Genomic DNA, 25,688 nt, shown 5'->3' with positions numbered 1-25,688 from the left:
CCCCACCCGTACGCCGCGTACCGCCCGTACCGACACCGCAGGCCGCGCAGCGGCCACCCGCGGCCCCGGCCGCCGCACACGCCGAGGGGATACGCCATGGCCCCAGCGCCACCCGAACCAGCACTGCTCACCATGTCCGGCATCACCAAGTCCTTCCCCGGCGTCCGCGCCCTCGACGGTGTGGAACTGTCCGTCAGGGCCGGCGAGGTCCACTGCCTGCTCGGGCAGAACGGCGCGGGCAAGTCGACCCTGATCAAGGTGCTCGCCGGCGCCCACCAGCCCGACAGCGGTGTGATCACCTGGCGCGGCGAGCAGGTCTCCCTGAAGTCGCCCACCGCCGCCATGCGCCTCGGCATCGCCACCATCTACCAGGAACTCGACCTGGTGGAGGGCCTGTCGGTGGCAGAGAACACCTTCCTCGGCCACGAGCCCACCGCCGCGGGCTTCGTCGTCAAGGGGCGCGAGGCCCGCCGCAGGGCCGCCGCCCTGCTCGCCCGCCTCGGCCACCCGGAGATCCCGCCCGGCCGGCTCGTCGGCGACCTGTCGGCCGCCCAGCGCCAGATCGTCTCGATGGCCCGCGCGCTCTCCCACGACGTCCGGCTGATCGTGATGGACGAGCCGTCCGCGGCGCTCGACCCCGACGAGGTCGACAACCTCTTCAGGATCGTGGCGGGCCTCGTCGCCGACGGCGTCGCCGTCGTCTACATCTCGCACCGGCTCGGGGAAATCCGCCGCATCGGCGACCGGGTCACCGTCCTGAAGGACGGCAGGACCGTCGCGGTGGGCCTGCCCGCCAAGCGGACCCCGACCGCCGAGGTCGTGACCCTGATGACCGGGCGCGCCGTGGAACACCCCTTCCCCGAACGCCCAGCCCCCGCACCCGAGCGGGGCGAGCCGCTGCTGCGGGTCGAAGGGCTCAGCAGGCAGGGCGAGTTCGCACCGCTCGACCTGACCGTGCACCCCGGCGAGATCGTCGGGCTCGCCGGCCTCGTCGGCTCCGGCAGGTCGGAGATCCTGGAGACCGTCTACGGTGCGCGCAAACCCACCGCCGGCCGGGTCGTCGTCGCGGGCAGGCCGCTGCGCCCCGGCAGCGTGCGCTCCGCGGTGCGCGCGGGGCTCGGCCTCGCGCCCGAGGAGCGCAAGGCCCAGGGCCTGCTGATGCTGGACACCGTCACCCGCAACGTGTCGGTGTCCACCCTCTCCCGCTTCTCCCGCGGCGGCTGGCTCGACAGCGGCGCTGAGCGCACCGCGGCCCGCGCCGCCACCAGGGAGCTGTCCCTGCGCCCCGACAACCCCGAGGCGCCCGTGCGCACCCTCTCGGGCGGCAACCAGCAGAAGGCCGTGCTCGCGCGCTGGCTGCTGCGCGGCTGCCGGGTCCTGCTGCTCGACGAGCCCACCCGCGGGGTGGACGTCGGCGCGCGCGCCGAGCTCTACGCCGTGATCAGGCGGCTGGCCGACGAGGGGCTCGCCGTGCTGCTCGTCTCCAGCGAGGTGCCCGAGGTGCTCGGCCTCGCCGACCGGGTGCTGGTGCTCCGCGAGGGCCGGGTCGTGCACCGCGCCCCCGCGGCCGAAGTCGACGAACACCGCGTACTCGACCTTGTGATGGAAGGGAGCCCGACACCATGACACAGCCTGCCTCAAAGGCACAGCAGGGCGGGCCCGCACCCGCGGCGAAGGCGCCGCGGGCGGGCGGCGCCGACGCCGCCGGACGGCCGCCGGGCCGGGGCGCGGGCGGCAGAAGACCCGCGGGGCTGCGCCTCGACGCCCGCAGCCTGTCGCTGCTCGGTGTGCTCGCCGCGCTCGTCCTGGTTGGCGGGGTCACGAGGCCGGACGAGTTCCTCGCGGTCAGCAATCTCCAACTGGTGCTCACCCAGGCGTCGGTGATCGGCGTGGTCACGGTCGGCGCGACCTTCGTGATCACCAGCGGCGGCATCGACCTGTCGGTCGGCGCGATCGTCGCCCTCGCCTCGGTGTGGGCCACCACCCTGGCCACGCAGAGCTACGGCTTCCTCGGCATCGCCTTCACCGCCGTCGTGGTGGGCCTCGGCTGCGGACTCGTCAACGGCGTGCTCATCGCGTACGGCCGGATGGTGCCGTTCATCGCCACCCTGGCGATGCTCGCCTCCGCCCGGGGCCTCGCGCTCCAGCTCACCGACGGCAAGACGCAGGTCGTGAACGTGAGTTCGGTCCTCAGCCTCGGCTCGCGCGACAGCTACCTGCTCGGCGTGCCGCCGCTCGTGCTGGTCTTCGCCGGGGTCACGGTCGCCGGCTGGCTGGTCCTGAACCGCACCACCTTCGGGCGGCGCACCGTCGCCGTCGGCGGCAACCCGGAGGCCGCGCGGCTCGCCGGGATCGACGTGCGCAGGCAGCGGCTCTACCTCTACCTGCTGTCCGGCCTGTGCTGCGGCGTCGCCGCCTTCCTGCTGGTCGTCCTCTCCGGCTCGGGCCAGAACACCAACGGCAACCTGTACGAACTCGACTCCATCGCCGCGGCCATCATCGGCGGCACCCTGCTCAGCGGCGGCCGCGGCACCATCGTCGGCTCCGTGCTCGGCGTGCTGGTGTTCACCACCATCACCAACATCTTCGCCCTGAACAACCTCCAGACCGACGTGCAGCAGATCGCCAAGGGCGTGATCATCGTCGCCGCCGTGCTCGTGCAGCGCAGGAGCGCGCGCCCCGGCGAGGTCTGATCGCCGGCCGGCACCTCCCGTCCCCCTGTACCCCCGCAACCCCTGTGCCCCTATGCGAAAGGCCACTTCCCTCATGCCTGTAACGAGCCGCAGAGGACTGCTGTTCGGCACCGCAGCGATCGGCGCGGGTGCCGTCCTGACCGCGTGCACCAGCAACGAGCCGGAGGCCGAGGCCTCCACCACCGCGCGGGCCGCCGCGGACGACAAGCCCGGCAAACACGTCACCATCGGCTTCGCCGGGCCGCAGGCCGACCACGGCTGGCTCAACGCCATCAACGTGCAGGCCAAGCAGCGCGCCGAGTCCTACTCCGACGTCACGTTCGTGCCGACCGAGGGCTCCAACGACACCGCGGTGCAGATCGGCCAGATCGACACGCTGATCAACAAGAAGGTCGACGTGCTCGTGGTCCTGCCGGGCGACGGCAAGGCGCTCACCCAGGCGGGCCTGAAGGCGATGCGGGCCGGCATCCCGGTGATCAACCTCGACCGCGTCTTCGACACCCCGCAGGCGTACCGCTGCTGGATCGGCGGCGACAACTACGGCATGGGCCTCAACGCGGGCCGCTACATCGGCGAGAAGCTCAAGGACAAGCCCGGTGCGAAGGTCGTCGAGCTGGCGGGGATCGACAACCTGGAGCTGACCAGGCAGCGCACCCAGGGCTTCGACGACGCGCTCAAGACCTACCCCAACATCCGGAAGGTGGCCCGCCAGGCCGCCGACTTCACCGTCGAGTCCGGCCAGGCGAAGATGGCCCAACTCCTCCAGGCGCAGAAGCAGTTCGACGCCATCTGGAACCACGACGACGACCAGGGCGTGGGCGCCCTGCGCGCCGTCGACCAGGCCGGGCGCGACGGCTTCCTGATGGTCGGCGGCGCCGGCGCCAAGTCCGCCATGGACCACATCAAGGCCGACGACAGCGTGCTCAAGGCGACCGTGCTCTACCCGCCGAGCATGGCGGCCTCCGCCATCGACCTGGCCCGCGCCCTCGGCCAGTCGAAGGGCGTCAGCGGGATCTCCGAGGCGGAGATCCCCACCCAGATCGCGGTGTTCTCGGCCGTCGTCGACAGGTCCAACATCGACACCTACCTGCCGACCGGCTTCAACTGACCGGCGCCCGCGGGTGCGGTCCACCCGCGGGCCCGGCAGGAACCACCGCCCACGACACAGACGAGGAGTGTCCCGTATGACCCCCACGGAAGCATCGGAGGACGAGGCCGGTGCGCCGCCGACACTGGGTGTCGGCATGGTCGGATACGCGTTCATGGGCGCCGCGCACTCCCAGGGGTGGCGCACCGCGGGCCATGTGTTCGACCTGCCGCTGCGGCCCCGGCTCGCCGCGGTCTGCGGCCGGGACGCGGCCGCCGTGCGGGACGCGGCCGCCCGGCTCGGCTGGGCGGCCGCCGAGACCGACTGGCGGGCCCTGATCGCCCGGGACGACGTCGCGCTTGTCGACGTGTGCACACCGGGCGACAGCCACGCCGAGATCGCGATCGCCGCGCTGGAGGCGGGCAAGCACGTACTGTGCGAGAAGCCGCTCGCCAACTCGGTCGCCGAGGCCGAGCAGATGGCCAGGGCCGCGGAAGCGGCACGGGCCAGGGGCCAGGTGGCGATGGTCGGCTTCAACTACCGCAGGGTGCCCGCCGTCGCCCACGCCAGGGCGCTGATCGAGCAGGGCAGGCTCGGCACCCTGCGGCACGTGCGGGTCACCTACCTCCAGGACTGGCTGGTCGACCCCGGCTTCCCGCTGACCTGGCGGCTGCGCCGCGAGTACGCGGGCTCCGGCGCGCTCGGCGACCTCGGCGCGCACATCGTCGACCTGGTGCAGTACCTGGCGGGGGAGCCGATCGCCGGGGTCTCCGCGCTGTTGGAGACCTTCGTCAAGGAGCGCCCCGTGCTCACCGGCGCCTCCCAGGGCCTCTCCGGCAGCGGCGGCGGCGCGCTCGGGCCTGTCACGGTCGACGACGCCGCCCTGTTCACCGGCCGGCTGGCGTCCGGCGCGCTCGCCTCCTTCGAGGCCACCCGGTTCGCGGCGGGCCGCAAGAACGCGCTGAAACTGGAGCTCAACGGCTCGGAGGGCTCGCTCGCCTTCGACCTGGAGCGGCTCAACGAACTGTCCTTCCACGACCACACCGAGCGCGCGGTCACCGCGGGCTTCCGCCGGATCCTGGTGACCGAGCCCGAGCACCCCTACCTGGCGGCATGGTGGCCGCCGGGGCACGCGCTCGGCTACGAGCACACCTTCGTGCACCAGGCGCGCGACCTGGTGGAGGCCGTCGCGCGCGGCGAGCAGCCCGCGCCGTCGTTCGCCGACGGCCTCCAGGTGCAGCGGGTGCTCGCCGCCGTCGAGCAGAGCGCGGCGGACGACGCCCGCTACACCCCCGTACCGGCGCCGCAGCCGGGGGCCGCCGCGCCGCTGGCAGCGGGCGCGGCCGGCGCGGCCGCCCGACCCTGAGGAGGAGCATCCGCCATGCCACGCCCGTTCACCCTGTTCACCGGACAGTGGGCCGACCTGCCGCTCGAAGAAGTGTGCCGCCTCGCCCGGGACTTCGGTTACGACGGCCTCGAACTCGCCTGCTGGGGAGACCACTTCGAGGTCGACAAGGCCCTGAGCGACCCGGGATACCTCCCCGGGAGGCGCCGGCTGCTCGACGCGTACGGCCTGAAGTGCTGGGCGGTCTCCAACCACCTGGTGGGCCAGGCCGTCTGCGACGCGATCATCGACGAGCGCCACCAGGACATCCTGCCCGCCAGGATCTGGGGCGACGGCGAGCCCGAAGGCGTCAGGCGGCGCGCGGCGGCCGAGATCGAGGACACCGCGCGGGCCGCGGCCGCCTTCGGCGTCGACACCGTCATCGGCTTCACCGGGTCGCCGATCTGGCACCTGGTGGCGATGTTCCCGCCCGTGCCGCCCGGCATGATCGAGCGCGGTTACGACGGGTTCGCCGAGCGCTGGAACCCGATCCTCGACGTCTTCGACGCCGAGGGCGTCCGCTTCGCCCACGAGGTGCACCCGGGCGAGATCGCGTACGACTACTGGACCACCCACCGGGCGCTCGAAGCCGTCGGCCACCGGCCCGCGTTCGGGCTGAACTTCGACCCGAGCCACTTCGTGTGGCAGGACCTCGACCCGGTCGGGTTCCTCTACGACTTCCGCGACCGTATCTACCACGTCGACTGCAAGGAGGCCCGCAAGCGCCTCGACGGGCGCAACGGCCGCCTCGGCTCCCACCTGCCCTGGGGCGACCCGCGGCGCGGCTGGGACTTCGTCTCCGCCGGCCACGGCGACGTGCCCTGGGAGGACGTCTTCAGGATGCTGCGCTCCATCGGCTACGCGGGGCCCGTCTCCGTCGAGTGGGAGGACGCGGGCATGGACCGCCTCGCGGGCGCCCCCGAGGCGCTGCGCGACCTGAAGAGGTTCGACTTCGACCCGCCGAGCGCGTCGTTCGACGCGGCCTTCGGCGGCGGCCGCTAGCGCCGCCGGTGCGGCACGTGCCCGGTGGCGCACACCGCCGCCGGGCGAACCGCCCTGCCCGCGCCCGGCTTTGTCCTGACACGGCGAAAAGAAGGGGCACATCCGTGCGCAAGGTCTTTCGGTCGAGGACGAACCCGGCTACCGTCCACAGAGGGCGCACAGGCCCGGACGAGCGGGACGCGGCGGCCCGCGGCCACCACCGCGGCCCCGCCGCTGCGAGCGGCGCGGGGCGAGCCCGGCAGACGTACGAACGGCCCACTCCACGGAGGACTTTCGTGCACGGACGACGCCCAGGACCGGCCACCCGAAGGACCTGAGGAACCGGCGCGGCAGCCGCGGGCCGTGACACCGCGTCGCCCGGCCCGGGCCCCGCGGACCCATCGAGCCGGCGGCGGGCGGGGAGGCGCCGTACCCCCCGCCCGCCGCCCCGCACCGGCGCGGCACCCGCGGCGCGGGGCGCCGTACCCACCGTCCGGCGCCACCAGGGACGCGGCACCGTACGCGCGGAGAGCACAGCACAGCACACCGGCACGCACATCGGCGGCAGGAGGCAGTCCGTGACGACGACAAGCAGCGAAACGGCCAGAGCCCGCACCGGGGTCTGGCTCGTCGGGGCCCGCGGCTCCGTCGCGACCACCGCCGTCGCGGGGTGCGCGGCGGTCACCGCGGGCCTGCAGCCACCGACCGGCATGGTCACGGAGACACCGGACTTCGCCGCCGCCGGGCTGCCACCGCTGTCCTCCCTCGTCTTCGGCGGCCACGACACCGCGAGCTGCCCGCTGCCCAAGCGCGCCGAGGCCCTCACCGCGGCGGGCGTGCTGCCGCACGGTCTCGCCGGCGCCGTCGCGGCCGAACTGGCCGCCGCGGAAGCGGAGATCAGACCGGGCGGGCCCGCGCCCGACGACACCAGGAGCGACGAGGAGATCGTCACCGCGTTCGCCGCCGACATCGCGGACTTCGCCCGCCGCACGGGGGTGGAGCGCACCGTCGTCGTCAACGTCTCGTCCACGGAGCCGCTGCCCGCACCGGGCGACGCGCGGCTGCCCGCGAGCGCCCTCTACGCGGCCGCCGCGCTGCGCGCGGGCTGCGGCTACGTGAACTTCACCCCGTCGACCGGCCTGCGCACGCCCGCGCTGGCCGACGCGGCCGCCGCGAGCGGCCTGCCCCACGCGGGCCGGGACGGCAAGACGGGCCAGACCCTGCTGCGCTCGGTGCTCGCCCCGATGTTCGCGCAGCGCGCGCTCGCCGTGCGGGCCTGGTCGGGCACCAACCTGCTGGGCGGGGGAGACGGCGCCGCGCTCGCCGACCCGGCCGCCGCCGCGGCCAAGAACGCCGGCAAGGCGCGCGTGCTCGCCGACGCGCTCGGCGCCGCGCCCGAGGGCGAGGTCCACATCGACGACGTGCCCGCGCTCGGCGACTGGAAGACCGCGTGGGACCACGTCGCGTTCGACGGGTTCCTCGGCGCGCGCATGGTCCTCCAGACCACTTGGCAGGGGTGCGACTCCGCGCTCGCCGCGCCCCTCGTGCTCGACCTCGCGCGCCTCGTCGCCCGTGCGCACCAGGCCGGGATCGGAGGGCCGCTGCCGCAGCTCGGCTTCTACTTCAAGGACCCGGACGGGCGCTGTGCCGCCCTCGCCGAGCAGTACGCGGACCTGCTGGCCTTCGCCGCGCGGCTCGGAGCGGCCGCGTGAGCCTGCTGCGCCGCGCCCGCGACTGGGCCGAACTGCTGCGCGTCTCCGCACTGTTCACCGTGCCGGGGGACGCGCTCGCCGGCGCGGCGGCGGCCGGTGCGCGGCCGGGGCGCGCCACCGCGCTCGCCGTCGGGTCCTCGCTGTGCCTGTACGAGGCGGGCATGGCGCTCAACGACTGGGCCGATCGCGCGGAGGACGCGGTGGCGCGGCCGCTGCGCCCGGTCCCCTCGGGCCGGATCTCGCCGCGCGCCGCGCTCACGGCGGCCGCCGCGCTCACCGCCGCTGGACTCGCCCTCGCGGCCCGCGCGGGCCGCCGCCCGCTGGCCGTGTCCGCGGCCGTCGCGGCGACGGCGTGGGCGTACGACCTGAGGCTGAAGCACACCGCGGTGGGACCGCTCGCGATGGGCGCAGCCCGCTCGCTCGACCTGCTGCTCGGCGCGGCGGCCGCCCCCGGCGCGCGCACCCGCGCCGCCCTGCCGGCGGCCCTCGCGCTCGGCGCCCACACGACAGCCGTCACCGCGGTCTCACGCTCCGAGACCGAGGGTGGTGCCCTCGCCGCGCCCCTGGCCGCCCTGGTGACCGCCGCCGCCCTCACGGCAACCCTCCTGCCCCACCCCGCAGGCCCGCCCGCGCAGGCGACGGGAGACGCCGGGCCTGCGGGAGCCACGCCGGGGGCCAGGTCCCCGCGCGCCGCCCCCGCGGCGGCGCCTCCACCCGCGGCCCTGCGGGGCCGGGCCGCGCACCGGGCGCGGCGCGCCGCCGCTGCCGTCGCCACCGGGGCCCGGCGGGCCGGAGCGCCGCGGCCCGGCGCCGCACACGCCGCAGCCGCCCCGCCCGGCCGCGTCCGCCCGGCGGCCGGGGCCCCGGCGGCAGGCGCCGCGTGGATCGGCGCGGTGCGCACCGCGGTTGTCCCGCCCGGCCGCGCCCGTCCGGCGGCCGGGGCCCCGGCGGCAGGCGCCGCGCGGCCCGGCGCCGCACACGCCGCAGCCGCCCCGCCCGGCCGCGCCCGCCCGGCGGCCGGGGCTGTACGCCCAGCGACCGCCCCGTCCCGCCCCGCGTCCCTCGCCGCCGGGCTTCTCGCCGTCGGTTATCTGCGGACCGCCGGGCCACCGGCTTGGCATGCTCTGCTCAATCCCTCGCCGCCGCTCACCCAGCGCGCCGTCGGCGGCGGCATCCGCGCCATGATCCCGCTCCAGGCCGCGCTCGCGGCCCGCGCGGGCAACACGCAGGCCGGACTCGCCGTCGCCGCACTCGCGCCCGCCGCCCGGCTGCTCGCCAGGAAGGTGAGCCCCACATGAGCCTCCGCATCGGCTACGGCACCAACGGCCTCACCGACCTCAGACTCGACGACGCCCTTTCGCTCCTCGCCGACCTCGGCTACGACGGCGTGGGCCTGACCCTCGACCACATGCACCTCGACCCCCTCGCGCCCGGGCTCGTCCGGCGCACCGCCGCCGTCGCCGCACGCCTCGCCGCGCTCGGGCTCACCGCCACCGTCGAGACCGGCGCGCGCTATGTCCTCGACCCGCGCCGCAAACACGGCCCCACCCTCCTCGACCCCGACCCCGCGGCCCGCGCCGCCCGCACCGGCCTGCTGCTCACCGCCGTGCGCGTCGCCGCCGACCTCGGCGCGCACGCCGTGCACTGCTTCAGCGGCGTGCCCGAAGCAGGCTGCGCCCCCGAAATCGCCTGGGACCGGCTCGAAGAGGGCTTCACCCCGCTGCTCGACGCCGCCGGGCGCGCGGGCGTCCCGCTCGCGGTGGAGCCCGAGCCCGGCCACCTCATCGGCGACCTCGCCGCCTTCCACCGGCTGCGGCACCGCGTAGGCGACCCCGGGCCCCTCGGCCTGACCCTGGACATCGGCCACTGCCAGTGCCTCGAACCCGAGCCGCCCGCCGCCTGCGTGCGCGCCGCCGCGCCCTGGCTGCGCCACGTGCAGATCGAGGACATGCGGCGCGGCGTCCACGAACACCTGCCGTTCGGCGACGGCGAGATCGACTTCCCGCCCGTGCTCGACGCCCTCGACGCCGTCGGCTACCGGGGCCTCACCGTCGTGGAACTGCCGCGCCACTCCCACGCGGGCCCCGAACTCGCCCGCCGCTCCATCGAGTTCCTGCGAACGGCCGGTGCCGCCGCGAAGGGAGCACCCGCATGACTCCCACCCGGGACGGCCTCGCGCCGCGCCTCGACGCCGCGGGCCTCGCCTGGCTCGACGCCGCGCTCGCCGAGGCCGCCGCGCCCGGCGGCGGCGCCTGGGAGCTGCGGTTCGCCGCCGCAGGGCGCCACGTCGGCCAGGACGCGGCCGACGACGCCCGCTTCCTCCTCCTGCGCGAGGCGGGCGCGGGACCCGCCACGCTGACCCGCCTCTACCGCCAGGGCACGGGCGCCGAGCGGCACGCCGTGCTGCTCGCCCTGCCCGCGCTGGTCCCGGGACCCGAGGCCGTCCCGCTGGTCGAGGACGCGCTGCGCGCCAACGACACCCGGCTCGTCGCCGCCGCCGTCGGACCGTACGCCGCCGCCCACCTCGACCCGCACGCCTGGCGGCACGCCGTCCTCAAGTGCCTCTTCACGGGCGTGCCCGTCGACCGGGTCGCCAAACTCGCGGAGCGCGCCGAGGGCGACGGCGAACTCGCCCGCATGCTCGGCGACTTCGCCGCAGAACGCAGCGCGGCAGGCCGCCACGTGCCCGCCGGCCTGCACCGCGTACTCGCCCTCACGGGACTGGAGTCCTGATGCGCATCTTCGACCCCCACATCCACATGACCTCCCGCACCACGGACGACTACCGCGCCATGTACGACAGCGGGGTGCGCGCCCTCGTCGAGCCGTCGTTCTGGCTCGGCCAGCCCCGCACCTCGCCCGCCAGCTTCTACGACTACTTCGACGCGCTCCTCGGCTGGGAGCCCTTCCGCGCCGCGCAGTACGGCATCGCCCACCACTGCACCGTCGCCCTCAACCCCAAGGAGGCCGGCGACCCCCGCTGCACGCCCGTGCTCGAAGCGCTGCCCCGCTATCTCGTCAAGGACGGCGTCGTCGCCGTCGGCGAGATCGGCTACGACTCGATGACCCCGGCCGAGGACCACGCGCTCGCCGCGCAGCTCCAACTCGCCGCCGACCACGGCCTGCCCGCCCTCGTCCACACCCCGCACCGCGACAAGCTCGCCGGACTGCGCCGCACCGTCGACGCCGTACGCGAGTCCGCGCTCCCGCCCGGGCGGGTGCTGCTCGACCATCTGGGCGAGACCACCGTCAAGGAGGCCAGGGACAGCGGCTGCTGGCTCGGCTTCTCCATCTACCCCGACACCAAGATGGACGAGGACCGCATGGTCGCGGTCCTGCGCGCGTACGGCACCGAGAAGATCCTCGTCAACTCCGCAGCCGACTGGGGCAGGAGCGACCCGCTGAAGACCCGAAAGGTCGCCGACGCCATGCTCGCCGCCGGGTTCACCGACGACGACGTGGAGCAGGTGCTGTGGGCCAACCCCGTCGCGTTCTACGGCCAGAGCGGCCGCCTCCAGCTCGACGTGCCCGCCCCCGAGAGCGCCCACGAGGGCAACTCCATCCTGCGCGGCGGGGAGTGAGGCCATGCGCTTCCGCCACCCCGACGGTTCCACCGTCCACCTCTCCTACTGCACCAACGTCCACCCGGCCGAGACCCTCGACGGCGTGCTCGCCCAACTGCGCGACCACTGCGAACCCGTCCGCAGGCGCCTCGGCCGCGACCGCCTCGGCATCGGCCTGTGGCTCGCGAGACCGGCGGCCCGCGCCCTCGTCGACGACCCGGCCCGGCTGCGCGGCCTGCGCGGCGAACTGGACAGACGCGGCCTCGAAGTCGTCACGCTCAACGGCTTCCCCTACGACGGGTTCGGCTCCGACGAGGTCAAGTACCGCGTCTACCAACCCGACTGGGCCGCCCCGCAGCGCCTCGCCCACACCACCGACCTCGCCAGACTGCTGGCCGCGCTGCTGCCCGACGACGTCACCGAGGGCACCGTCTCCACCCTGCCGCTGGCCTGGCGCACCGCCTACGGCGCCGACGCGGCCCACACCGCGCACACCGCCCTGACCACGCTCGCCCGCCGCCTCGACGCGCTGGAGGAACTCACCGGCAAGTCCATCAGCGTCGCCCTCGAACCCGAACCCGGCTGCACCGTCGAGACGACCGCCGACGCCATCGCCCCCGTCCGCGCCATCGCCTCGGACCGCATCGGCGTGTGCGTCGACACCTGCCACCTCGCGACCTCCTTCGAGGATCCGCTGCCCGCGCTCGCCGCGCTCGCCGCCGCAGGCGTCCGCGTGCCCAAGGCCCAGCTCTCCGCCGCCCTGCACGCGGAACACCCGCACCTGCCCGAAGTGCGGGCCGCGCTCGGCGCGTTCGCCGAACCCCGCTTCCTGCACCAGACCCGCACCCGCACCCCTGCGGGCCTGCACGGCACCGACGACCTCGACGAGGCCCTGGCAGGCGGCGCGCTGCCGGACGGCGCGCCCTGGCGCGCCCACTTCCACGTACCCCTGCACGCGCCGCCCGCGCCCCCGCTCACCTCCACCCTCGACGTCCTGCGCACCGCGCTGACCGCCCTCGTCGGCGCCCCACGGCCCCGCACCCGCCACCTGGAGGTCGAGACCTACACCTGGCAGGCGCTCCCCGCCGCGCTGCGGCCCCGCACCCGCGGCCGGCTCGCCGACGGCATCGCCGCCGAACTCGTCCTCGCCCGCGACCTGCTGACCGACCTCGGGCTCAAGGAGCTGCCGTGAACCCGTCCCGCAAGGAGGGGCCAGTGCCCCTCCTCGTCCTCGACGTCGTCGGCCTCACCCCCCGCCTGCTCGCCCACATGCCGAGGCTGCGGCAGCTCGCCGACGACGGCTCCCGCGCCGCGCTCGAGACCGTGCTCCCGGCCGTCACCTGCAGCGCCCAGTCCACCTTCCTCACCGGCACGCTCCCCGCCGAGCACGGCATCGTCGGCAACGGCTGGTACTTCCGCGAACTCGGCGACGTCCTGCTGTGGCGCCAGCACAACGGGCTCGTCGCGGGCGACCGGCTGTGGGACGCCGCGCGGCGCGCCCACCCCGGCTACACCGTCGCCAACATCTGCTGGTGGTACGCGATGGGCGCCGACACCGACTGGACCGTCACCCCGCGCCCCGTCTACTACGCCGACGGCCGCAAGGAACCCGACTGCTACACGAGGCCGCCCGCGCTGCACGACGAACTCACCGCGGAACTCGGCACGTTCCCCCTCTTCCACTTCTGGGGCCCGGGAGCCGACCTGGTCTCCTCGCAGTGGATCATCGATGCGACCCGGCACATCCTGCGCACCCGCGCCCCCGATCTCGCGCTCGCCTACGTGCCGCACCTCGACTACGACCTCCAGCGCCACGGCCCCGACGACCCGCGCTCCCTGCGCGCCGCCGCCGAACTCGACACCGCGCTCGGACCGCTCCTCGACGACGCGCGCGAACAGGGCCGCACCGTCGTCGTGCTCTCCGAGTACGGCATCACCGGCGTGTCGCGGCCCGTCGACATCAACCGCGCCCTGCGCAGGGCCGGGCTGCTCGACGTGCACACCCAGGACGGCATGGAGTACCTCGACCCGATGGCCTCACGCGCCTTCGCCGTCGCCGACCACCAGGTCGCCCACGTCTACGTCCGCAGGCCCGAGCGCCCCGGCGAGCTGACGGCCGTGCGGGAGGCGCTCGCCGAGCTCGGCGGCATCGCCGAACTCCTCGACGACGCGGGCAAGAAGCGCCACGGCCTCGACCACCCGCGCGCGGGGGAGCTGGTCGCGGTCGCGGAACCCGACGCCTGGTTCACCTACTACTACTGGCTCGACGACGCCCGCGCCCCCGACTTCGCGCGGCTCGTGGAGATCCACCGCAAGCCGGGCTACGACCCGGCCGAGCTGTTCCTCGACCCCCACGACCCCTACGTACGGCTCAGGGCGGCAGCCGCGATCGCCCGCAAGAAGGCCGGCCTGCGCTACCGGCTCGCCGTCGTCCCCCTCGACGGGTCACCGGTGCGCGGCAGCCACGGCCGCCTCCCGGCGAGCGACGAGGAGGGCCCCGTCCTGCTGTGCTCCACCCCCGGAGCCGTCGCCGGCCGCGTCGCGGCCACCGGCGTGAAATCCCTGCTGCTCGGCCTCGCAGACCCGCACGGAACCCCGAAGGAGACCCGCCGATGAACCGCAGGAAGACCGTCGACGCCGCACTCGCCCACCGGCTCAGCAGGCGCGGCATGCTCGGCGTCACGGCAGGCGCGGGCGCTGCCGCCCTGCTCGGCCTCGGCGCGGGCACCGCGGCCGCGGCGCCCCTCGCCGCCGCGAAGAAGCCCGTGCCCACCAGGCCCGTGCTGCCGCCCGGCCGCCTCGGCATCCAGCTGTACTCGCTGCGCGACAAGGTCCAGGAGATCGGCTTCGCCGCCGTCTTCAAGGAGCTGTCGGAGTTCGGCTACGACGAGATCGAGTACGCCGGCTACACCCAGGGCATCGGGCCGATCTCCGTGAAGCAGATCGCCAGACTCGCCAAGAGCTACGGCCTGGGCGGCATCGGAAGCCACGTCAACTACTACAGCGACGACCCGGGCGCCTACAGCTTCGCCACCAGCCTCGGCAAGGTCCTCGACGACGCGGAGGCCCTCGGCCTCGAACACATCGGCACCGCCTCAGGACCCGGCCGCTACGGCAACACCGTCGACGCCTGGAAGCGCGCGGCCGCCGACTTCAACGCGTACGGCGAGGCGGCGAAGGCCCGCGGCATGAAGTTCTACCAGCACAACCACGGCGACGAGTTCGCCTTCGCCGCCGACGACCCGAACGTGCGCCTCTACGACGTCCTGCTCGCCGAGACCGACCCGCGCTACGTCTTCCTCGAAATGGACATCTACTGGGCCTACACCGCCCAGTTCCGCTTCAGCGTCACCCCCGAGGGCAGGCCGCGCCCCTTCGAGCCCATCGACTACGTGGTCCAGCAGCCCCACCGCTACCCGCTGTTCCACGTCAAGGACGGCATCCACGACCCGCAGGCGGCCGACGGCTACGACATGGTCGACGTCGGCGACGGGGACATCGACTACAAGACCTTCATCCAGAAGGTCAACGCCACCCGCAAGGGCCGCACCACCCACCACTGGCAGGTCGAGCACGACCAGCCCGTGGACTCCGTGGAGTTCGCCCGCAAGTCCGCGAACCACCTGCACGCGCTGACGGAGCCGGGCCGGGGCTGACCCCCCCCGGGGCCTCGGGGGACCAGCGCAGGAGCACACACCGCGGCGGGCGGCGCCCTCGGGCACCGCCCGCCGCCGGTCGTGGTGTGCTCAGGTGGCCTCGCCCACCGGGCGCGGCGCGGGCACCGAGCCCCGCCGCCCGGCCCCCGGATGCCGCAGCAGCAGCGCGAGCGCCGCCGCGACCAGCGAGATCACCCCGGCCGTGACGTACGCGCCGTCGTAGCCCCAGGCGTCGATCACCATCGAGCCGAGCCCCGAGCCGAACAGCCCGCTGATCACCTTGCCGCTGTACGCGATGCCGTAGTTCGTCGCGTTGTTGTTCTCACCGAAGTAGTCCGGCACGAGCGTGGCGAACATCGGGTAGAACGCGCCGCCGCCGAACCCGGAGAAGAACGCGAACACCAGGAACAGCCACTCGCTGTGGATATTGCCCGCCCACAACACGCCGAACTGCGAGAGGCCCAGCACCAGGATCACGATGATCAGGGACGTCTTGCGGCCCACCACGTCGGACATCCACCCGACGACCGCCCGCCCGACGCCGTTGACGACGGAGAGGACACCCGCCGAGTTGGCCGCGACCAGCGGCCCGAAGCCGACCTCCTTCGCGAACGGCACCTGGAAGGACACCCCGAAGATGGACACGCCCGCGGTGATCACGAGCAGCACCCAGATCAGCGGCAGCTGGCCCGTCCGCAGGGCCTCCATGGGGGTGTACTGCTTCACGGCGGGCGGGTTCTTCGCCAGGGCCCGCGCGGTCCTCGCGTTGCCCTGCCGCCGCGCGAGCGGGTCCACGTGCGCCGGCCACCAGTTCTTCGGCGGGTCCTTGAAGAACCAGGCCACCGCGAGCAGCACCACCATCACGTACACCCCGACCAGGTCGAGCACCGTCTGGTAGTTCCCGGTGTCGAACGCGAAGTTGAACACGAAGATGAACGGCACGGCGCCGTACGCGAAGCCGCCGTTGACGAACCCTGTCGTGCTGCCGCGCCGCTCAGGGAACCACTTGCCGGTCATGTTGATGCAGGTCGAGTAGACCAGACCCGAGCCCACGCCGCCGAACACACCGAAACCGATGACGGCGAGGAACACGTTGTGGAAGTGCGATATCGCCAGGAACCCCAGCAGGGCGAGGACCGAGCCGAGCAGCACGGCGCCCCTGGCCTTCAGATACCCCTTCTCCCGCAGCCAGCCGGTCGGGAACGACACGCCTGCCTGGAAGAACGTCCACACACTGAGGATCCAGAAGGTGTTGCTCTGGGTCCAGTGGTGGGCCTGCGAGAGCACGTCCTCGGCCGAGCCGTAGGCGTACTCGAACACACTGATCGCGAACATCGCAGCCCACGGCAGCCACATCATCAGCCTGCGCGAGTGCCCGAGGATATCCCGGTCGCTCTCGCCGATGCGGTAGACGCGGCCCCTGCTGTCCGTGACCTCGCGGTAGCCGGCCGACGCCGTCTCCCGCCCCACGTCGCTGCTCATCTCTGTGATCGTCTCCTTCGGCTTCCAAAGAACCTGGCCAGCGCCCCCTGTCCGGACTCTTGGTGCTTCAGGAGTTCGGTTACGTGGTGAGCAGCCCCGCCGCGCGGGCCCACCGGTACTTCGCGCCCAACGCCTCCACCGGCTTCTCCGTGGTGTACGGGTACGCGACCACGCCGTGCTCGTAGAGGTAGGCGCACGCCTCCTCCACCTCGGTGTCGCCCGCGAGCGAGGCGACCACGGGCTTCTCGACGCCCCGCTCCCTGAACTCCGCGACGACCCGCGCCGTCAGCTCGGCGAAGACCATCGGGGGAGTGACGATCGTGTGCCAGTAGCCGAGCACCAGCGCGTGGATGCGGGGGTCCTCAAGACCGAGCCGGATCGTCTTCTCGTACGTCGAGGGCGGCTCGCCGCCCGTGATGTCCACCGGGTTGCCCGCGGCGCCGAACGGCGGGATGAACTTCCTGAAGGCCGCGTCGAGATCCTCCGGGATCTCCATCAGCTTCAGGCCGTTGTCCACGATCGCGTCGGACAGCAGCACGCCGGAACCGCCGGCCCCGGTGATGATGACGACGTTGTCGCCCTTCGGCGTGGGCAGCACGGGCAGCGCCCGCGCGTACTCCAGCATCTCGCCGAGTCCCGGTGCCCTGATGACGCCCGCCTGCCGCAGCACGTCGTCGTAGACGGCGTCGTCGCCCGCGAGCGCGCCCGTGTGGCTGCCGGCCGCCTTCGCACCCGCCGCCGTGCGGCCCGCCTTCAGCACCACCACGGGCTTCTTCGGCACGGTGGCCCTGGCCGCCTCGACGAAGGCCCGCCCGTCCTTGAGGTCCTCCAGGTGCATCGCGATGCACTCGGTGTGCGGGTCCTCGCCGAACCACGTGAGCAGGTCGTCCTCGTCCAGGTCCGACTTGTTGCCGAGGCCGACGATCGCCGACACACCGGTCTTCGTGGTCCGCGCGAAGCCGAGGATCGCCATGCCGATGCCGCCGGACTGCGAGGTGAGCGCCACCCCGCCCTTCACGTCGTACGGCGTGCAGAACGTGGCGCACAGGTCCTGCCACGTCGAGTAGTAGCCGTAGATGTTGGGCCCGAGCAGCCGGACGCCGTACTCCTCGGCGATGGCCACGATCCGCGCCTGGAGCTCGTGCTCGCCGGTCTCGGCGAAGCCGGAAGGGATCAGCACCGCGTTGGGTATGCCCTTGCGGCCCACCTCCTCGAGCGCCGCCGGCACGAACTTCGCCGGAATCGCGAACACCGCCACGTCCGGCTCGCCCGGCACCTCGGTGACGCTCTTGTACGCCTTGCGGCCGAGGATGTCGTCGGCCTTCGGGTTCACCGGGTGGATGTCGCCGTGGAAGCCGCCGTCGACCAGGTTGCGCATGACCGAATTACCGATCTTGCCCTGCTCGTTGGAGGCGCCGATCACCGCGATCGAGTCCGGCTTCATCAGCCTGCGCATCGAGGTGAGGATCTCCTCGCGGCCGTACCTCCGCCTGGCGGGCGGCTGCTGCGTGCTGAGGATGACCCGCACGTCGGCGGCCATCACCCCGGAGTCCGTCGCGAACACCGGGTTGAGGTCGATCTCCGCGATCTCCGGGAAGTCGGCCGCGAGCCGCGACACCCGCACGATCAGGTCGGCGAGCGCCGCCCGGTCCACGGCCGCGCCGCCGCGCACCCCGCGCAGCACCTCGGCCGCGCGGATGCCGTCCAGCATCGACAGGGCGTCCTCCTCGCTCGCCGGCGCGAGCCGGAAGGTCACGTCCCTCAGCACCTCGACCAGCACACCGCCGAGCCCGAAGGCGACGATCTTGCCGAAGGTCGGGTCGGTGACCGTGCCCACCAGCACCTCGGTGCCCTCGGGCACCATCTGCTGGACCTGCACCCCGAGGATCCGCGCGCCCGGCGCGTACGCCTTCGCGTTGGACACGATGGAGGTGAAGGCGCCGCGCACCTCGGCCGCCGACGTCAGGCCGACCCGCACACCGCCCGCGTCGGTCTTGTGCAGGATGTCGGGCGACACGATCTTCAGCGCCACCGGGAAGCCGATCCGGTCCGCGAGGCGGACCGCGTCGTCGGAGCACTCCGCGAGCGCCTCCGCGGGCGTCGGGATGCCGTACGCGTCGGTGACGGCCTTGCCCTCGGGGGCGGTCAGCGCGGTGCGGCCCTCGGCCAGCGCCGCGTCCAGTACGGCCCGCACGGCCGGCCTGGCGGTCCCGTTCTGAGACACTAGATGACTCCGTTCGTCTTCAGGTTGCTCAGCTCCTCGTCGTCGAGGCCGAGTTCGCCGTACACCTCGGTGTTGTGCTCGCCGAGGAGGGGGGACGTCGTCACGGTGACGGGGGAGTCCGACAGCTTGAGCGGGCTGCCGACCGTGGTGAAACTGCCGCGCGTCGGGTGCTCGACCTCCACGACCATCTCGTTGGCGGCGAGCGAGGCGTCCTCGATGATCTCCTTCGTGGAGAGGATCGGGCCGCAGGGGATGTTGCGGGCGTTGAGCTTCTCCAGGACCTCCCACTTGGGCAGGCCCGACGACCACTCCTCGATCAGCTGGAACATCTTCCCCAGCTTCGGCAGCCGTACCTCGGGCGTCGCCCAGTCGGGGTCGTTGGCCAGCTCGGGCCTGCCGATCAGCTCGGTGATCGGGGCCCAGCCCACCGGCTGGACGATCACGTACACGTAGTCGTTGGGCCCACCGGGCGCGCACCGCACCGCCCAGCCGGGCTGGCCGCCGCCGCTCGCGTTGCCGCTGCGCGGCACCTCGTCGCCGAAGTCCCTGTTGGGGTACTCGCGCAGCGGCCCGTGCGCCAGCCGCTGCTGGTCGCGCAGCTTGACCCGGCACAGGTTGAGCACGGCGTGCTGCATCGCGACGTTCACCCGCTGGCCGCGCCCGGTCGACTCCCGCTGGTAGAGCGCGGCGAGGATGCCGGCCACCGCGTGCACCCCGGTGCCCGAGTCGCCGATCTGCGCGCCGGTCGCCGTCGGCGGGCCGTCCTCGAAGCCCGTGGTGGCCATCGAGCCGCCCATCGCCTGCGCGACCACCTCGTACGCCTTGAAATTGGTGTACGGGCCCTCGCCGAAGCCCTTGATGGAGGCGTAGACGATCCGCGGGTTGATCTCGCGGATGCGCTCCCAGGTGAAGCCCATCCGGTCCACCGCGCCGGGGCCGAAGTTCTCCACCATCACGTCGGAGCGGCGGATCAGCTCGGTCAGGATCTCCTTGCCGCGCTCCGTCTTGGTGTTGAGGGTGATGGACCGCTTGTTGCAGTTGAGCATGGTGAAGTACAGCGAGTCCGCGTCCGGGAGGTCGCGCAGCTGCTTGCGGGTGATGTCACCGCTCGGCGCCTCCAGCTTGACCACGTCCGCCCCGAGCCACGCGAGCAGCTGGGTTGCGGAGGGGCCCGACTGCACGTGCGTCATGTCGAGGACGCGCACGCCGGCCAGCGCCCGGGTGCCCGGGGCGGCTTCCACTGCCTGGGTCATGAGAGCGACTCCTCACTTGTACATGGTCTGGTTCATCGTTCCCGGCGCGTAGGCGTCCGGGTCCACCCACACGTTGATGAGGGAGGGCAGCCCGGACTCGCGGGCGCGGCGCAGCGCCGGGCCGATGTCCGCGGGGTCGCGCACCTCCTCGCCGTAACCGCCCAGCATCTGGGCGAACTTGTCGTAGTGCACGTCCCCGAGGGTGTTGCCGACCCGGTCGCGGTCCTTGCCGTACTTGACGGCCTGGCCGTAACGGATCTGGTTCATCGAGGAGTTGTTGCCGACGATCCCGACGAACGGCAGGTGGTAGCGGACGAGGGTCTCGAAGTCCCAGCCGGTCAGGGAGAACGCGCCGTCGCCGAAGAGGGCGACGACCTCCTTGTCGGGCCGCGCCTGCTTGGCCGCGAGGACGAAGGGGATGCCCACGCCGAGCGTGCCGAGCGGGCCCGGATCCATCCAGTGGCCGGGCGACTTGGGCTGCACGACCTGGCCGGAGAAGGTGACGATGTCGCCGCCGTCGCCGATGTAGATCGAGTCCTCGGTGAGGAAGTCGTTGATCTCGCCGACCAGCCGGTAGGGGTGGATGGGGGAGGCGTCGGAGTGCAGGCTCGGCAGCCGCTTCTCCAGCGCCGCCTGCTCCGCGGCGCGCAGCTCGTCGAGCCAGCTCTTGCGGCGTGCGGCCCCGCCGTTGATCCGGCCGCTCGCCGCCTCGGCGACGGACCTCAGGACGAGGCCCGCGTCGCCGACGATGCCGAGGTCGATGTCGCGGTTCTTGCCGACGGTGCGGTAGTCCAGGTCGATCTGCACGACCGTCGCGTCCGGGGACAGCCGCTTGCCGTAGCCCATGCGGAAGTCGAAGGGCGTGCCGACGATGACGATCACGTCGGCGTTGGAGAACGCGTAGCGCCGCGAGAGCTGGAAGTGGTGCGGGTCGCCCGGCGGCAGCGAGCCGCGCGCCGCGCCGTTCATGTACGCCGGGATGTTGAGCGTGCGCACCAGGTCGACGGCTGCGTCGGTGCCGCGCGTCGACCAGACCTGGCTGCCCAGCAGGATCGCCGGCTTCTCGGCGGCGACCAGCAGGTCGGCGAGCCTCTCGATGGCGTCGGGGTCGCCCGCGGTGCGGGTGGAGGCGCGGTAGCCGCCGGCCCGCGGCACCCGCGCCTTCTCCACCGGGACGCGGGCGTCGAGCACATCGCGCGGGATCTCGAGGAAGGACGGGCCCGGAGCGCCGTGGTAGCACTCGCGGAAGGCCATCGAGACCATGTCGGCCGCCCGCGCGGTGTCCGGCACGGTCGAGGCGAACTTGGTGATGGGCGTCATCATGTCGACGTGCGGCAGGTCCTGGAGGGAGCCCATCTTGTGCTGGGTGTGGGCGCCCTGACCGCCGATCAGCAGCATCGGTGACTCGGCGCGGAAGGCGTTGGCGACACCGGTGACGGCGTCCGTGGTACCCGGTCCCGCGGTGACCACCGCGCAGCCCGGCTTGCCGGTGATGCGCGCGTAGCCGTCCGCTGCGTGCGCGGCGACCTGCTCGTGGCGTACGTCGACGACGTCGATGCCCTCGTCCACGCACCCGTCGTAGATGTCGATGATGTGGCCGCCGCAGAGGGTGTAGACGCGCTCCACCCCCTCCGCCTTGAGCGCCTTGGCGACGAGGTGGCCACCGGATATCTGTCCCTGGGTGTCGTCGGGCATGGAGTGTTCCCGTCCCTTCGTCAGAACGCGCCGAGGCGTTCCCGGTACATTGCATACAGTCTACGAATACTGTATGAACCTTGTTATCCCTCATCCGTGGGGTGGTGTCCAGGGGGCGTGCGGCACTTGACGCAAAAAGAGGAGCGGCATGGATCTGTACGAGCACCAAGCCAGGGAACTCTTCGCGGACCACGGCATACCGGTCTCTGCTGCGGAGACCGCCCGAAGTCCGCAGGAGGCGCGCGCCGCGGCCGAACGCCTCGGCGGGCGCGTCGTGGTGAAGGCACAGGTGAAGACCGGCGGCCGCGGCAAGGCCGGCGGGGTGAAGCTCGCCGCCGACCCCGCGGCGGCCGAACTGACGGCACGCCAGATACTCGGCATGGACATCAAGGGCCACACCGTGCGGACCGTGATGCTCGCGGAAACCGTCGACATCGAGCGGGAGTTCTACGCCTCCTACGTCCTCGACCGGGCCGCCGGCACGTTCCTCGCCATCGCCTCGGCCGAGGGCGGCATGGAGATCGAGGAGGTGGCGGCCGCCCGGCCCGAGGCCGTCGCCCGGATCCCGGTCGACCCCGCGGAGGGCGTCACCGAGGCCAAGGCGGCCGAGATCGCGGCTGCCGCGGGGCTGCCCGCCGACACCGCGCCCGTGCTGCGCGGCCTGTGGCAGGTGCTCGTGCGCGAGGACGCCCTGCTGGTCGAGGTCAACCCGCTCGTGCGGGCCGCGGACGGCCGCGTCGTCGCCCTCGACGGCAAGGTCACCCTCGACGACAACGCCCGCTTCCGCCAGGAGCGCTGGGGCGAGGACAGGCGGGACCCCGGCGCGGACGCACTGGAGGCGGCGGCCGCCGAGAAGGGCCTCAACTACGTCAAGCTCGACGGCCGGGTCGGCATCATCGGCAACGGCGCCGGCCTCGTCATGTCGACCCTCGACGTGGTCGCGGGCTGCGGCGCACGGCCCGCCAACTTCCTCGACATCGGCGGCGGCGCCTCCGCCCAGGTCATGGCGGACGGCCTGGCCGTCATCCTGTCCGACCCGGATGTGCGGTCCGTGTTCGTCAACGTCTTCGGCGGCATCACCGCGTGCGACGCCGTCGCCGAGGGCATCGTCAGGGCCCTGGAGTCCGTCGCCCTCACCAAGCCGCTCGTGGTCCGCCTCGACGGCAACAGCGCGGCGCGCGGCCGGCGGATCCTCGAAGACCGCGCACACCCGCTCGTCCAGCAGGCCACCACCATGGACGGCGCCGCACGCCAGGCCGCCGTCCTCGCCCACGCCGAGTGAGGAGCAGACACGTGGCGATCTTCCTGACCAAGGAGAGCACGGTACTCGTCCAGGGCATGACCGGCGGCGAGGGCATGAAGCACACCCGCAGGATGCTGGCCGCAGGCACCCGGGTGGTCGGCGGCGTCAACCCCCGCAAGGCCGGCAGGACCGTCGACTTCGACGTCCCCCCTGGGCGCGGGGGCGGGGAGGGCACCCGCGTCGCGGTGCCCGTCTTCGGCTCCGTCGCCGAGGGCATGGCGGCCACCGGCGCCACGGTCAGCGTGGTCTTCGTGCCGCCGCCGTTCGCCAAGGCCGCCGTGCTGGAGGCCGCCGACGCCGGAATCGCGCTCGCCGTCGTGATCACGGAGGGCATTCCCGTACACGACACCGTCGTCTTCCAGGCGTACGCTAGGCAGAAGGGCACGAGGGTCGTCGGTCCCAACTGCCCCGGCCTCATCAGTCCGGGACAGTCGAACGCGGGAATCATCCCGGCCGACATCGCCCCCGAGCCCGGCCGGATCGGACTCGTCTCCAAGTCCGGCACGCTCACCTACCAACTCATGTACGAACTGCGGGAGATCGGCTTCTCCTCGGCGGTCGGCATCGGCGGCGACCCCGTCGTGGGCACCAGCCACATCGACTGCCTCTCCGCCTTCCAGCACGACCCGGAGACGGAACTGATCGTGCTCATCGGCGAGATCGGCGGCGACGCGGAGGAACGCGCCGCCGCCTACATCGCCGAGCACGTCACGAAGCCGGTCGTCGGCTACATCGCCGGATTCACCGCGCCGGAGGGCAAGACCATGGGTCATGCGGGAGCCATCGTGTCCGGCTCCTCCGGTACGGCGGACGCCAAGAAGAAGGCGCTCGAAGAGGTGGGTGTGCGCGTCGGATCCACCCCGTCCGAGACGGCACGGCTGGTACGCGACCGCCTCTGAGGGCGGCAGCGCCACCGGCCCCGCACCGCCCGGCGCCACCGGCGCGGCCGCCCCGGGGCGGCCGCGCCCGCACGCCACCGCCGGGACGCGCACGGCCCGCAGGGCAGGGCCGCACGCGCCCCGGCGCGCACCACAGCAGCCATACAACCCCGCCCACCTCACGAGCGGAGACCCTCCATGGCACCCACGACCACCCCCGCCACCACAGGACAGCGCCCCCTCGCCCGCAAGCCGGGCACCGGCTGGGACGACGCCTGGCGCCGCGCGCACGCCGCCGCCCCCGAGGCGTTCCAGGACGACCGCGTCCGCAACCTCTGGGCCGGCACCTGGCACGAGGACGGCAGCTCCCTGTCCGCCACCAGCCCCGTCGACGGCACCGCCATCGCCGGGCCGCCCATGCTCGACCCGGGGACCGCGGGCCGGGCGGTGCGCGCCTGCCTCGACCAGCACCGCGCCTGGCGCCACACCCCGCTCGCCGAGCGCAAGGCCCGCGTCTCGGCCGCGCTCGACGCCCTCGCCGACCACCGCGACCTGCTGGCCCTGCTGCTCGTCTGGGAGATCGGCAAGCCCTGGCGGCTCGCCCGCGCCGACGTCGACCGTGCGATCGACGGCGTGCGCTGGTACGTGGCCGAGATCGACCGGATGACCGAGGGGCGCACCCCGCTCGAAGGCCCCGTGTCCAACATCGCCAGCTGGAACTACCCGATGTCCGTCCTGGTCCACGCGATGCTGGTGCAGGCGCTCGCGGGCAACGCCGTCATCGCCAAGACCCCCACCGACGGGGGAGTGGCCTGCCTGACCCTCGCGTGCGCGCTCGCCGCCCGCGCGGGGCTGCCTGTCTCCCTGGTCAGCGGCAGCGGCCGGGAGCTCTCCGCGGCGCTCGTCAACTCGCCCGAGGTCGGGTGCGTCTCGTTCGTCGGCGGCCGGGACACCGGAGCGCGCATCGCCACGGCCGTCACCGACCTCGGCAAGCGGCACATCCTCGAACAGGAGGGCCTCAACACCTGGGGCATCTGGAACCTCACCGACTTCTCCGCGCTCGCCGCAGCGGTGCCGAAGCTGTTCGACTACGGCAAGCAGCGGTGCACCGCCTACCCGCGCTTCGTGGTGCAGCGCTCGCTGTTCGCCGACTTCCTCGACGCCTACCTGCCGGCCGTGCGCTCGGTGCGCGTCGGTCACCCCCTCGCCGTCGCCGACCCCGACGATCCGCTGCCCGAGCTGGACTTCGGCCCGCTGATCAACGCCGCGAAGGCGAAGGAGCTGCGCGACCAGGTCGCAGAGGCCGTCGACCGCGGCGCGGTCCCGCTGCACGAGGGGGCCCTGGACGACGCCGCCTTCCCCGCGGGCGGCTCCCGCGACGCCTATCTGGCGCCCGTCACCCTGCTGAACCCGCCGCCGTCCTCGCCGCTGCACCACGCCGAGCCGTTCGGCCCCGTCGACACGATCGTCCTGGTCGACACCGAGGCGGAGCTGCTCGCCGCGATGAACGCGTCCAACGGCGCGCTCGTCGCCACCCTGTCCACCGACGACCCGGACGCCTACGACCGGCTCGCGCCCCAGGTGCGGGCCTTCAAGGTCGGCCGGGGCAAGCCCCGTTCGCGCGGCGACCGCGACGAGCTGTTCGGCGGCTTCGGCCACGCCTGGCGCGGCGCGTTCGTCGGCGGCGACCTGCTCGTACGCGCCGTGACCGACGGCCCCGCGGGCGAGCGCCCGCCCGGCAACTTCCCCGACTACCACCTGATGCCCTGACCCCGGG

Annotated in this window: 20 protein-coding genes; 16 read left to right on the top strand and 4 right to left on the bottom strand. The window is 73.5% G+C overall.

Annotation, left to right across the window (positions count from 1 at the left end; genetic code table 11):
* Window positions 1-96: 96 nt before the first annotated feature.
* The 13 genes from AB0910_RS02190 to AB0910_RS02130 all read left to right on the top strand — a co-directional run bounded on the left by AB0910_RS02190 (window position 97) and on the right by AB0910_RS02130 (window position 15,076).
* Entirely contained in the window at window positions 97-1,626 is a 1,530-nt protein-coding gene (locus AB0910_RS02190; protein ID WP_366742556.1) for a sugar ABC transporter ATP-binding protein, read from the top strand.
* A complete protein-coding gene (locus tag AB0910_RS02185; RefSeq protein WP_366742555.1) occupies window positions 1,623-2,693 on the top strand; it encodes an ABC transporter permease in 1,071 nt (356 codons plus the stop codon). The genes AB0910_RS02190 and AB0910_RS02185 overlap by 4 nt, the downstream gene beginning before the upstream one ends.
* Before the next feature lie 73 nt (window positions 2,694-2,766).
* A complete protein-coding gene (locus AB0910_RS02180; RefSeq protein ID WP_366742554.1) occupies window positions 2,767-3,801 on the top strand; it encodes a substrate-binding domain-containing protein in 1,035 nt (344 codons plus the stop codon).
* A gap of 76 nt (window positions 3,802-3,877) precedes the next feature.
* The gene (locus AB0910_RS02175) at window positions 3,878-5,146 is read left to right on the top strand and encodes a Gfo/Idh/MocA family oxidoreductase (protein ID WP_366742553.1); all 1,269 of its coding nucleotides are present in this window, start codon (window positions 3,878-3,880) and stop codon (window positions 5,144-5,146) included.
* Window positions 5,147-5,161: 15 nt separating this feature from the next.
* A complete protein-coding gene (locus AB0910_RS02170) occupies window positions 5,162-6,166 on the top strand; it encodes a sugar phosphate isomerase/epimerase family protein (protein ID WP_366742552.1) in 1,005 nt (334 codons plus the stop codon).
* Between the two features lie 557 nt (window positions 6,167-6,723).
* On the top strand, window positions 6,724-7,857 hold the full coding sequence (locus tag AB0910_RS02165) for an inositol-3-phosphate synthase (RefSeq protein WP_366742551.1): 1,134 nt from the start codon (window positions 6,724-6,726) through the stop codon (window positions 7,855-7,857).
* The gene (locus AB0910_RS02160; RefSeq protein ID WP_366742550.1) at window positions 7,854-9,155 is read left to right on the top strand and encodes a UbiA family prenyltransferase; all 1,302 of its coding nucleotides are present in this window, start codon (window positions 7,854-7,856) and stop codon (window positions 9,153-9,155) included. Before AB0910_RS02165 ends, AB0910_RS02160 begins: the two co-directional genes overlap by 4 nt.
* A complete protein-coding gene (locus AB0910_RS02155) occupies window positions 9,152-10,012 on the top strand; it encodes a sugar phosphate isomerase/epimerase family protein (RefSeq protein WP_366742549.1) in 861 nt (286 codons plus the stop codon). Before AB0910_RS02160 ends, AB0910_RS02155 begins: the two co-directional genes overlap by 4 nt.
* Window positions 10,009-10,590, top strand: coding sequence for an EboA domain-containing protein (locus AB0910_RS02150; protein ID WP_366742548.1), 582 nt, complete (start codon window positions 10,009-10,011; stop codon window positions 10,588-10,590). Before AB0910_RS02155 ends, AB0910_RS02150 begins: the two co-directional genes overlap by 4 nt.
* Window positions 10,590-11,438, top strand: a complete 849-nt coding sequence (locus tag AB0910_RS02145; protein ID WP_366742547.1) for a TatD family hydrolase — start codon at window positions 10,590-10,592, stop codon at window positions 11,436-11,438. Before AB0910_RS02150 ends, AB0910_RS02145 begins: the two co-directional genes overlap by 1 nt.
* A gap of 4 nt (window positions 11,439-11,442) precedes the next feature.
* Window positions 11,443-12,612: a metabolite traffic protein EboE gene (gene eboE, locus AB0910_RS02140; RefSeq protein ID WP_366742546.1), complete on the top strand. Its 1,170-nt coding sequence runs from the start codon at window positions 11,443-11,445 to the stop codon at window positions 12,610-12,612.
* A complete protein-coding gene (locus AB0910_RS02135; RefSeq protein WP_366742545.1) occupies window positions 12,609-14,036 on the top strand; it encodes a nucleotide pyrophosphatase/phosphodiesterase family protein in 1,428 nt (475 codons plus the stop codon). The genes eboE and AB0910_RS02135 overlap by 4 nt, the downstream gene beginning before the upstream one ends.
* Window positions 14,033-15,076: a sugar phosphate isomerase/epimerase gene (locus AB0910_RS02130; RefSeq protein WP_366742544.1), complete on the top strand. Its 1,044-nt coding sequence runs from the start codon at window positions 14,033-14,035 to the stop codon at window positions 15,074-15,076. The genes AB0910_RS02135 and AB0910_RS02130 overlap by 4 nt, the downstream gene beginning before the upstream one ends.
* A gap of 90 nt (window positions 15,077-15,166) precedes the next feature.
* Here the strand turns inward: AB0910_RS02130 and AB0910_RS02125 are convergent, their stop codons facing one another.
* The 4 genes from AB0910_RS02125 to AB0910_RS02110 all read right to left on the bottom strand — a co-directional run bounded on the left by AB0910_RS02125 (window position 15,167) and on the right by AB0910_RS02110 (window position 21,730).
* Window positions 15,167-16,558 (bottom strand): OFA family MFS transporter, encoded by a 1,392-nt coding sequence (locus AB0910_RS02125; protein WP_366742543.1) that lies wholly within the window; start codon window positions 16,556-16,558, stop codon window positions 15,167-15,169.
* 79 nt (window positions 16,559-16,637) lie between these two features.
* Window positions 16,638-18,782 (bottom strand): acetate--CoA ligase family protein, encoded by a 2,145-nt coding sequence (locus AB0910_RS02120; RefSeq protein WP_366742542.1) that lies wholly within the window; start codon window positions 18,780-18,782, stop codon window positions 16,638-16,640.
* Window positions 18,782-20,035: a formyl-CoA transferase gene (frc, locus tag AB0910_RS02115; protein ID WP_366742541.1), complete on the bottom strand. Its 1,254-nt coding sequence runs from the start codon at window positions 20,033-20,035 to the stop codon at window positions 18,782-18,784. The genes AB0910_RS02120 and frc overlap by 1 nt, the downstream gene beginning before the upstream one ends.
* 12 nt (window positions 20,036-20,047) lie before the next feature.
* Entirely contained in the window at window positions 20,048-21,730 is a 1,683-nt protein-coding gene (locus AB0910_RS02110; RefSeq protein WP_366742540.1) for a thiamine pyrophosphate-binding protein, read from the bottom strand.
* Window positions 21,731-21,878: 148 nt separating this feature from the next.
* Here AB0910_RS02110 and sucC point away from each other — a divergent pair, with 148 nt between their 5' ends.
* The 3 genes from sucC to AB0910_RS02095 all read left to right on the top strand — a co-directional run bounded on the left by sucC (window position 21,879) and on the right by AB0910_RS02095 (window position 25,681).
* The gene (gene sucC, locus AB0910_RS02105; protein WP_366742539.1) at window positions 21,879-23,012 is read left to right on the top strand and encodes an ADP-forming succinate--CoA ligase subunit beta; all 1,134 of its coding nucleotides are present in this window, start codon (window positions 21,879-21,881) and stop codon (window positions 23,010-23,012) included.
* Window positions 23,013-23,023: 11 nt separating this feature from the next.
* Window positions 23,024-23,932, top strand: a complete 909-nt coding sequence (gene sucD, locus AB0910_RS02100) for a succinate--CoA ligase subunit alpha (RefSeq protein ID WP_366742538.1) — start codon at window positions 23,024-23,026, stop codon at window positions 23,930-23,932.
* Between the two features lie 177 nt (window positions 23,933-24,109).
* On the top strand, window positions 24,110-25,681 hold the full coding sequence (locus tag AB0910_RS02095; protein WP_366742537.1) for an aldehyde dehydrogenase family protein: 1,572 nt from the start codon (window positions 24,110-24,112) through the stop codon (window positions 25,679-25,681).
* Window positions 25,682-25,688 lie beyond the last annotated feature (7 nt).

Origin of the sequence: Streptomyces sp. NPDC047002, assembly GCF_040704505.1 — a bacterium.
In the GTDB taxonomy this organism is placed as follows: Bacteria; Actinomycetota; Actinomycetes; order Streptomycetales; family Streptomycetaceae; genus Streptomyces.
This window is presented reverse-complemented; position numbering and strand designations above follow the sequence as displayed.

Bases quoted from the DNA above. Each gene is read 5' to 3' on its own strand.
- AB0910_RS02190 (WP_366742556.1), top strand. From the start codon at position 97: ATGGCCCCAGCGCCACCCGAACCAGCACTGCTCACCATGTCCGGCATC.
- AB0910_RS02185 (WP_366742555.1), top strand. From the start codon at position 1,623: ATGACACAGCCTGCCTCAAAGGCACAGCAGGGCGGGCCCGCACCCGCG.
- AB0910_RS02180 (WP_366742554.1), top strand. From the start codon at position 2,767: ATGCCTGTAACGAGCCGCAGAGGACTGCTGTTCGGCACCGCAGCGATC.
- AB0910_RS02175 (WP_366742553.1), top strand. From the start codon at position 3,878: ATGACCCCCACGGAAGCATCGGAGGACGAGGCCGGTGCGCCGCCGACA.
- AB0910_RS02170 (WP_366742552.1), top strand. From the start codon at position 5,162: ATGCCACGCCCGTTCACCCTGTTCACCGGACAGTGGGCCGACCTGCCG.
- AB0910_RS02155 (WP_366742549.1), top strand. From the start codon at position 9,152: ATGAGCCTCCGCATCGGCTACGGCACCAACGGCCTCACCGACCTCAGA.
- AB0910_RS02150 (WP_366742548.1), top strand. From the start codon at position 10,009: ATGACTCCCACCCGGGACGGCCTCGCGCCGCGCCTCGACGCCGCGGGC.
- AB0910_RS02145 (WP_366742547.1), top strand. From the start codon at position 10,590: ATGCGCATCTTCGACCCCCACATCCACATGACCTCCCGCACCACGGAC.
- eboE (WP_366742546.1), top strand. From the start codon at position 11,443: ATGCGCTTCCGCCACCCCGACGGTTCCACCGTCCACCTCTCCTACTGC.
- AB0910_RS02130 (WP_366742544.1), top strand. From the start codon at position 14,033: ATGAACCGCAGGAAGACCGTCGACGCCGCACTCGCCCACCGGCTCAGC.
- AB0910_RS02125 (WP_366742543.1), bottom strand. From the start codon at position 16,558: ATGAGCAGCGACGTGGGGCGGGAGACGGCGTCGGCCGGCTACCGCGAG.
- frc (WP_366742541.1), bottom strand. From the start codon at position 20,035: ATGACCCAGGCAGTGGAAGCCGCCCCGGGCACCCGGGCGCTGGCCGGC.
- AB0910_RS02110 (WP_366742540.1), bottom strand. From the start codon at position 21,730: ATGCCCGACGACACCCAGGGACAGATATCCGGTGGCCACCTCGTCGCC.
- sucC (WP_366742539.1), top strand. From the start codon at position 21,879: ATGGATCTGTACGAGCACCAAGCCAGGGAACTCTTCGCGGACCACGGC.
- AB0910_RS02095 (WP_366742537.1), top strand. From the start codon at position 24,110: ATGGCACCCACGACCACCCCCGCCACCACAGGACAGCGCCCCCTCGCC.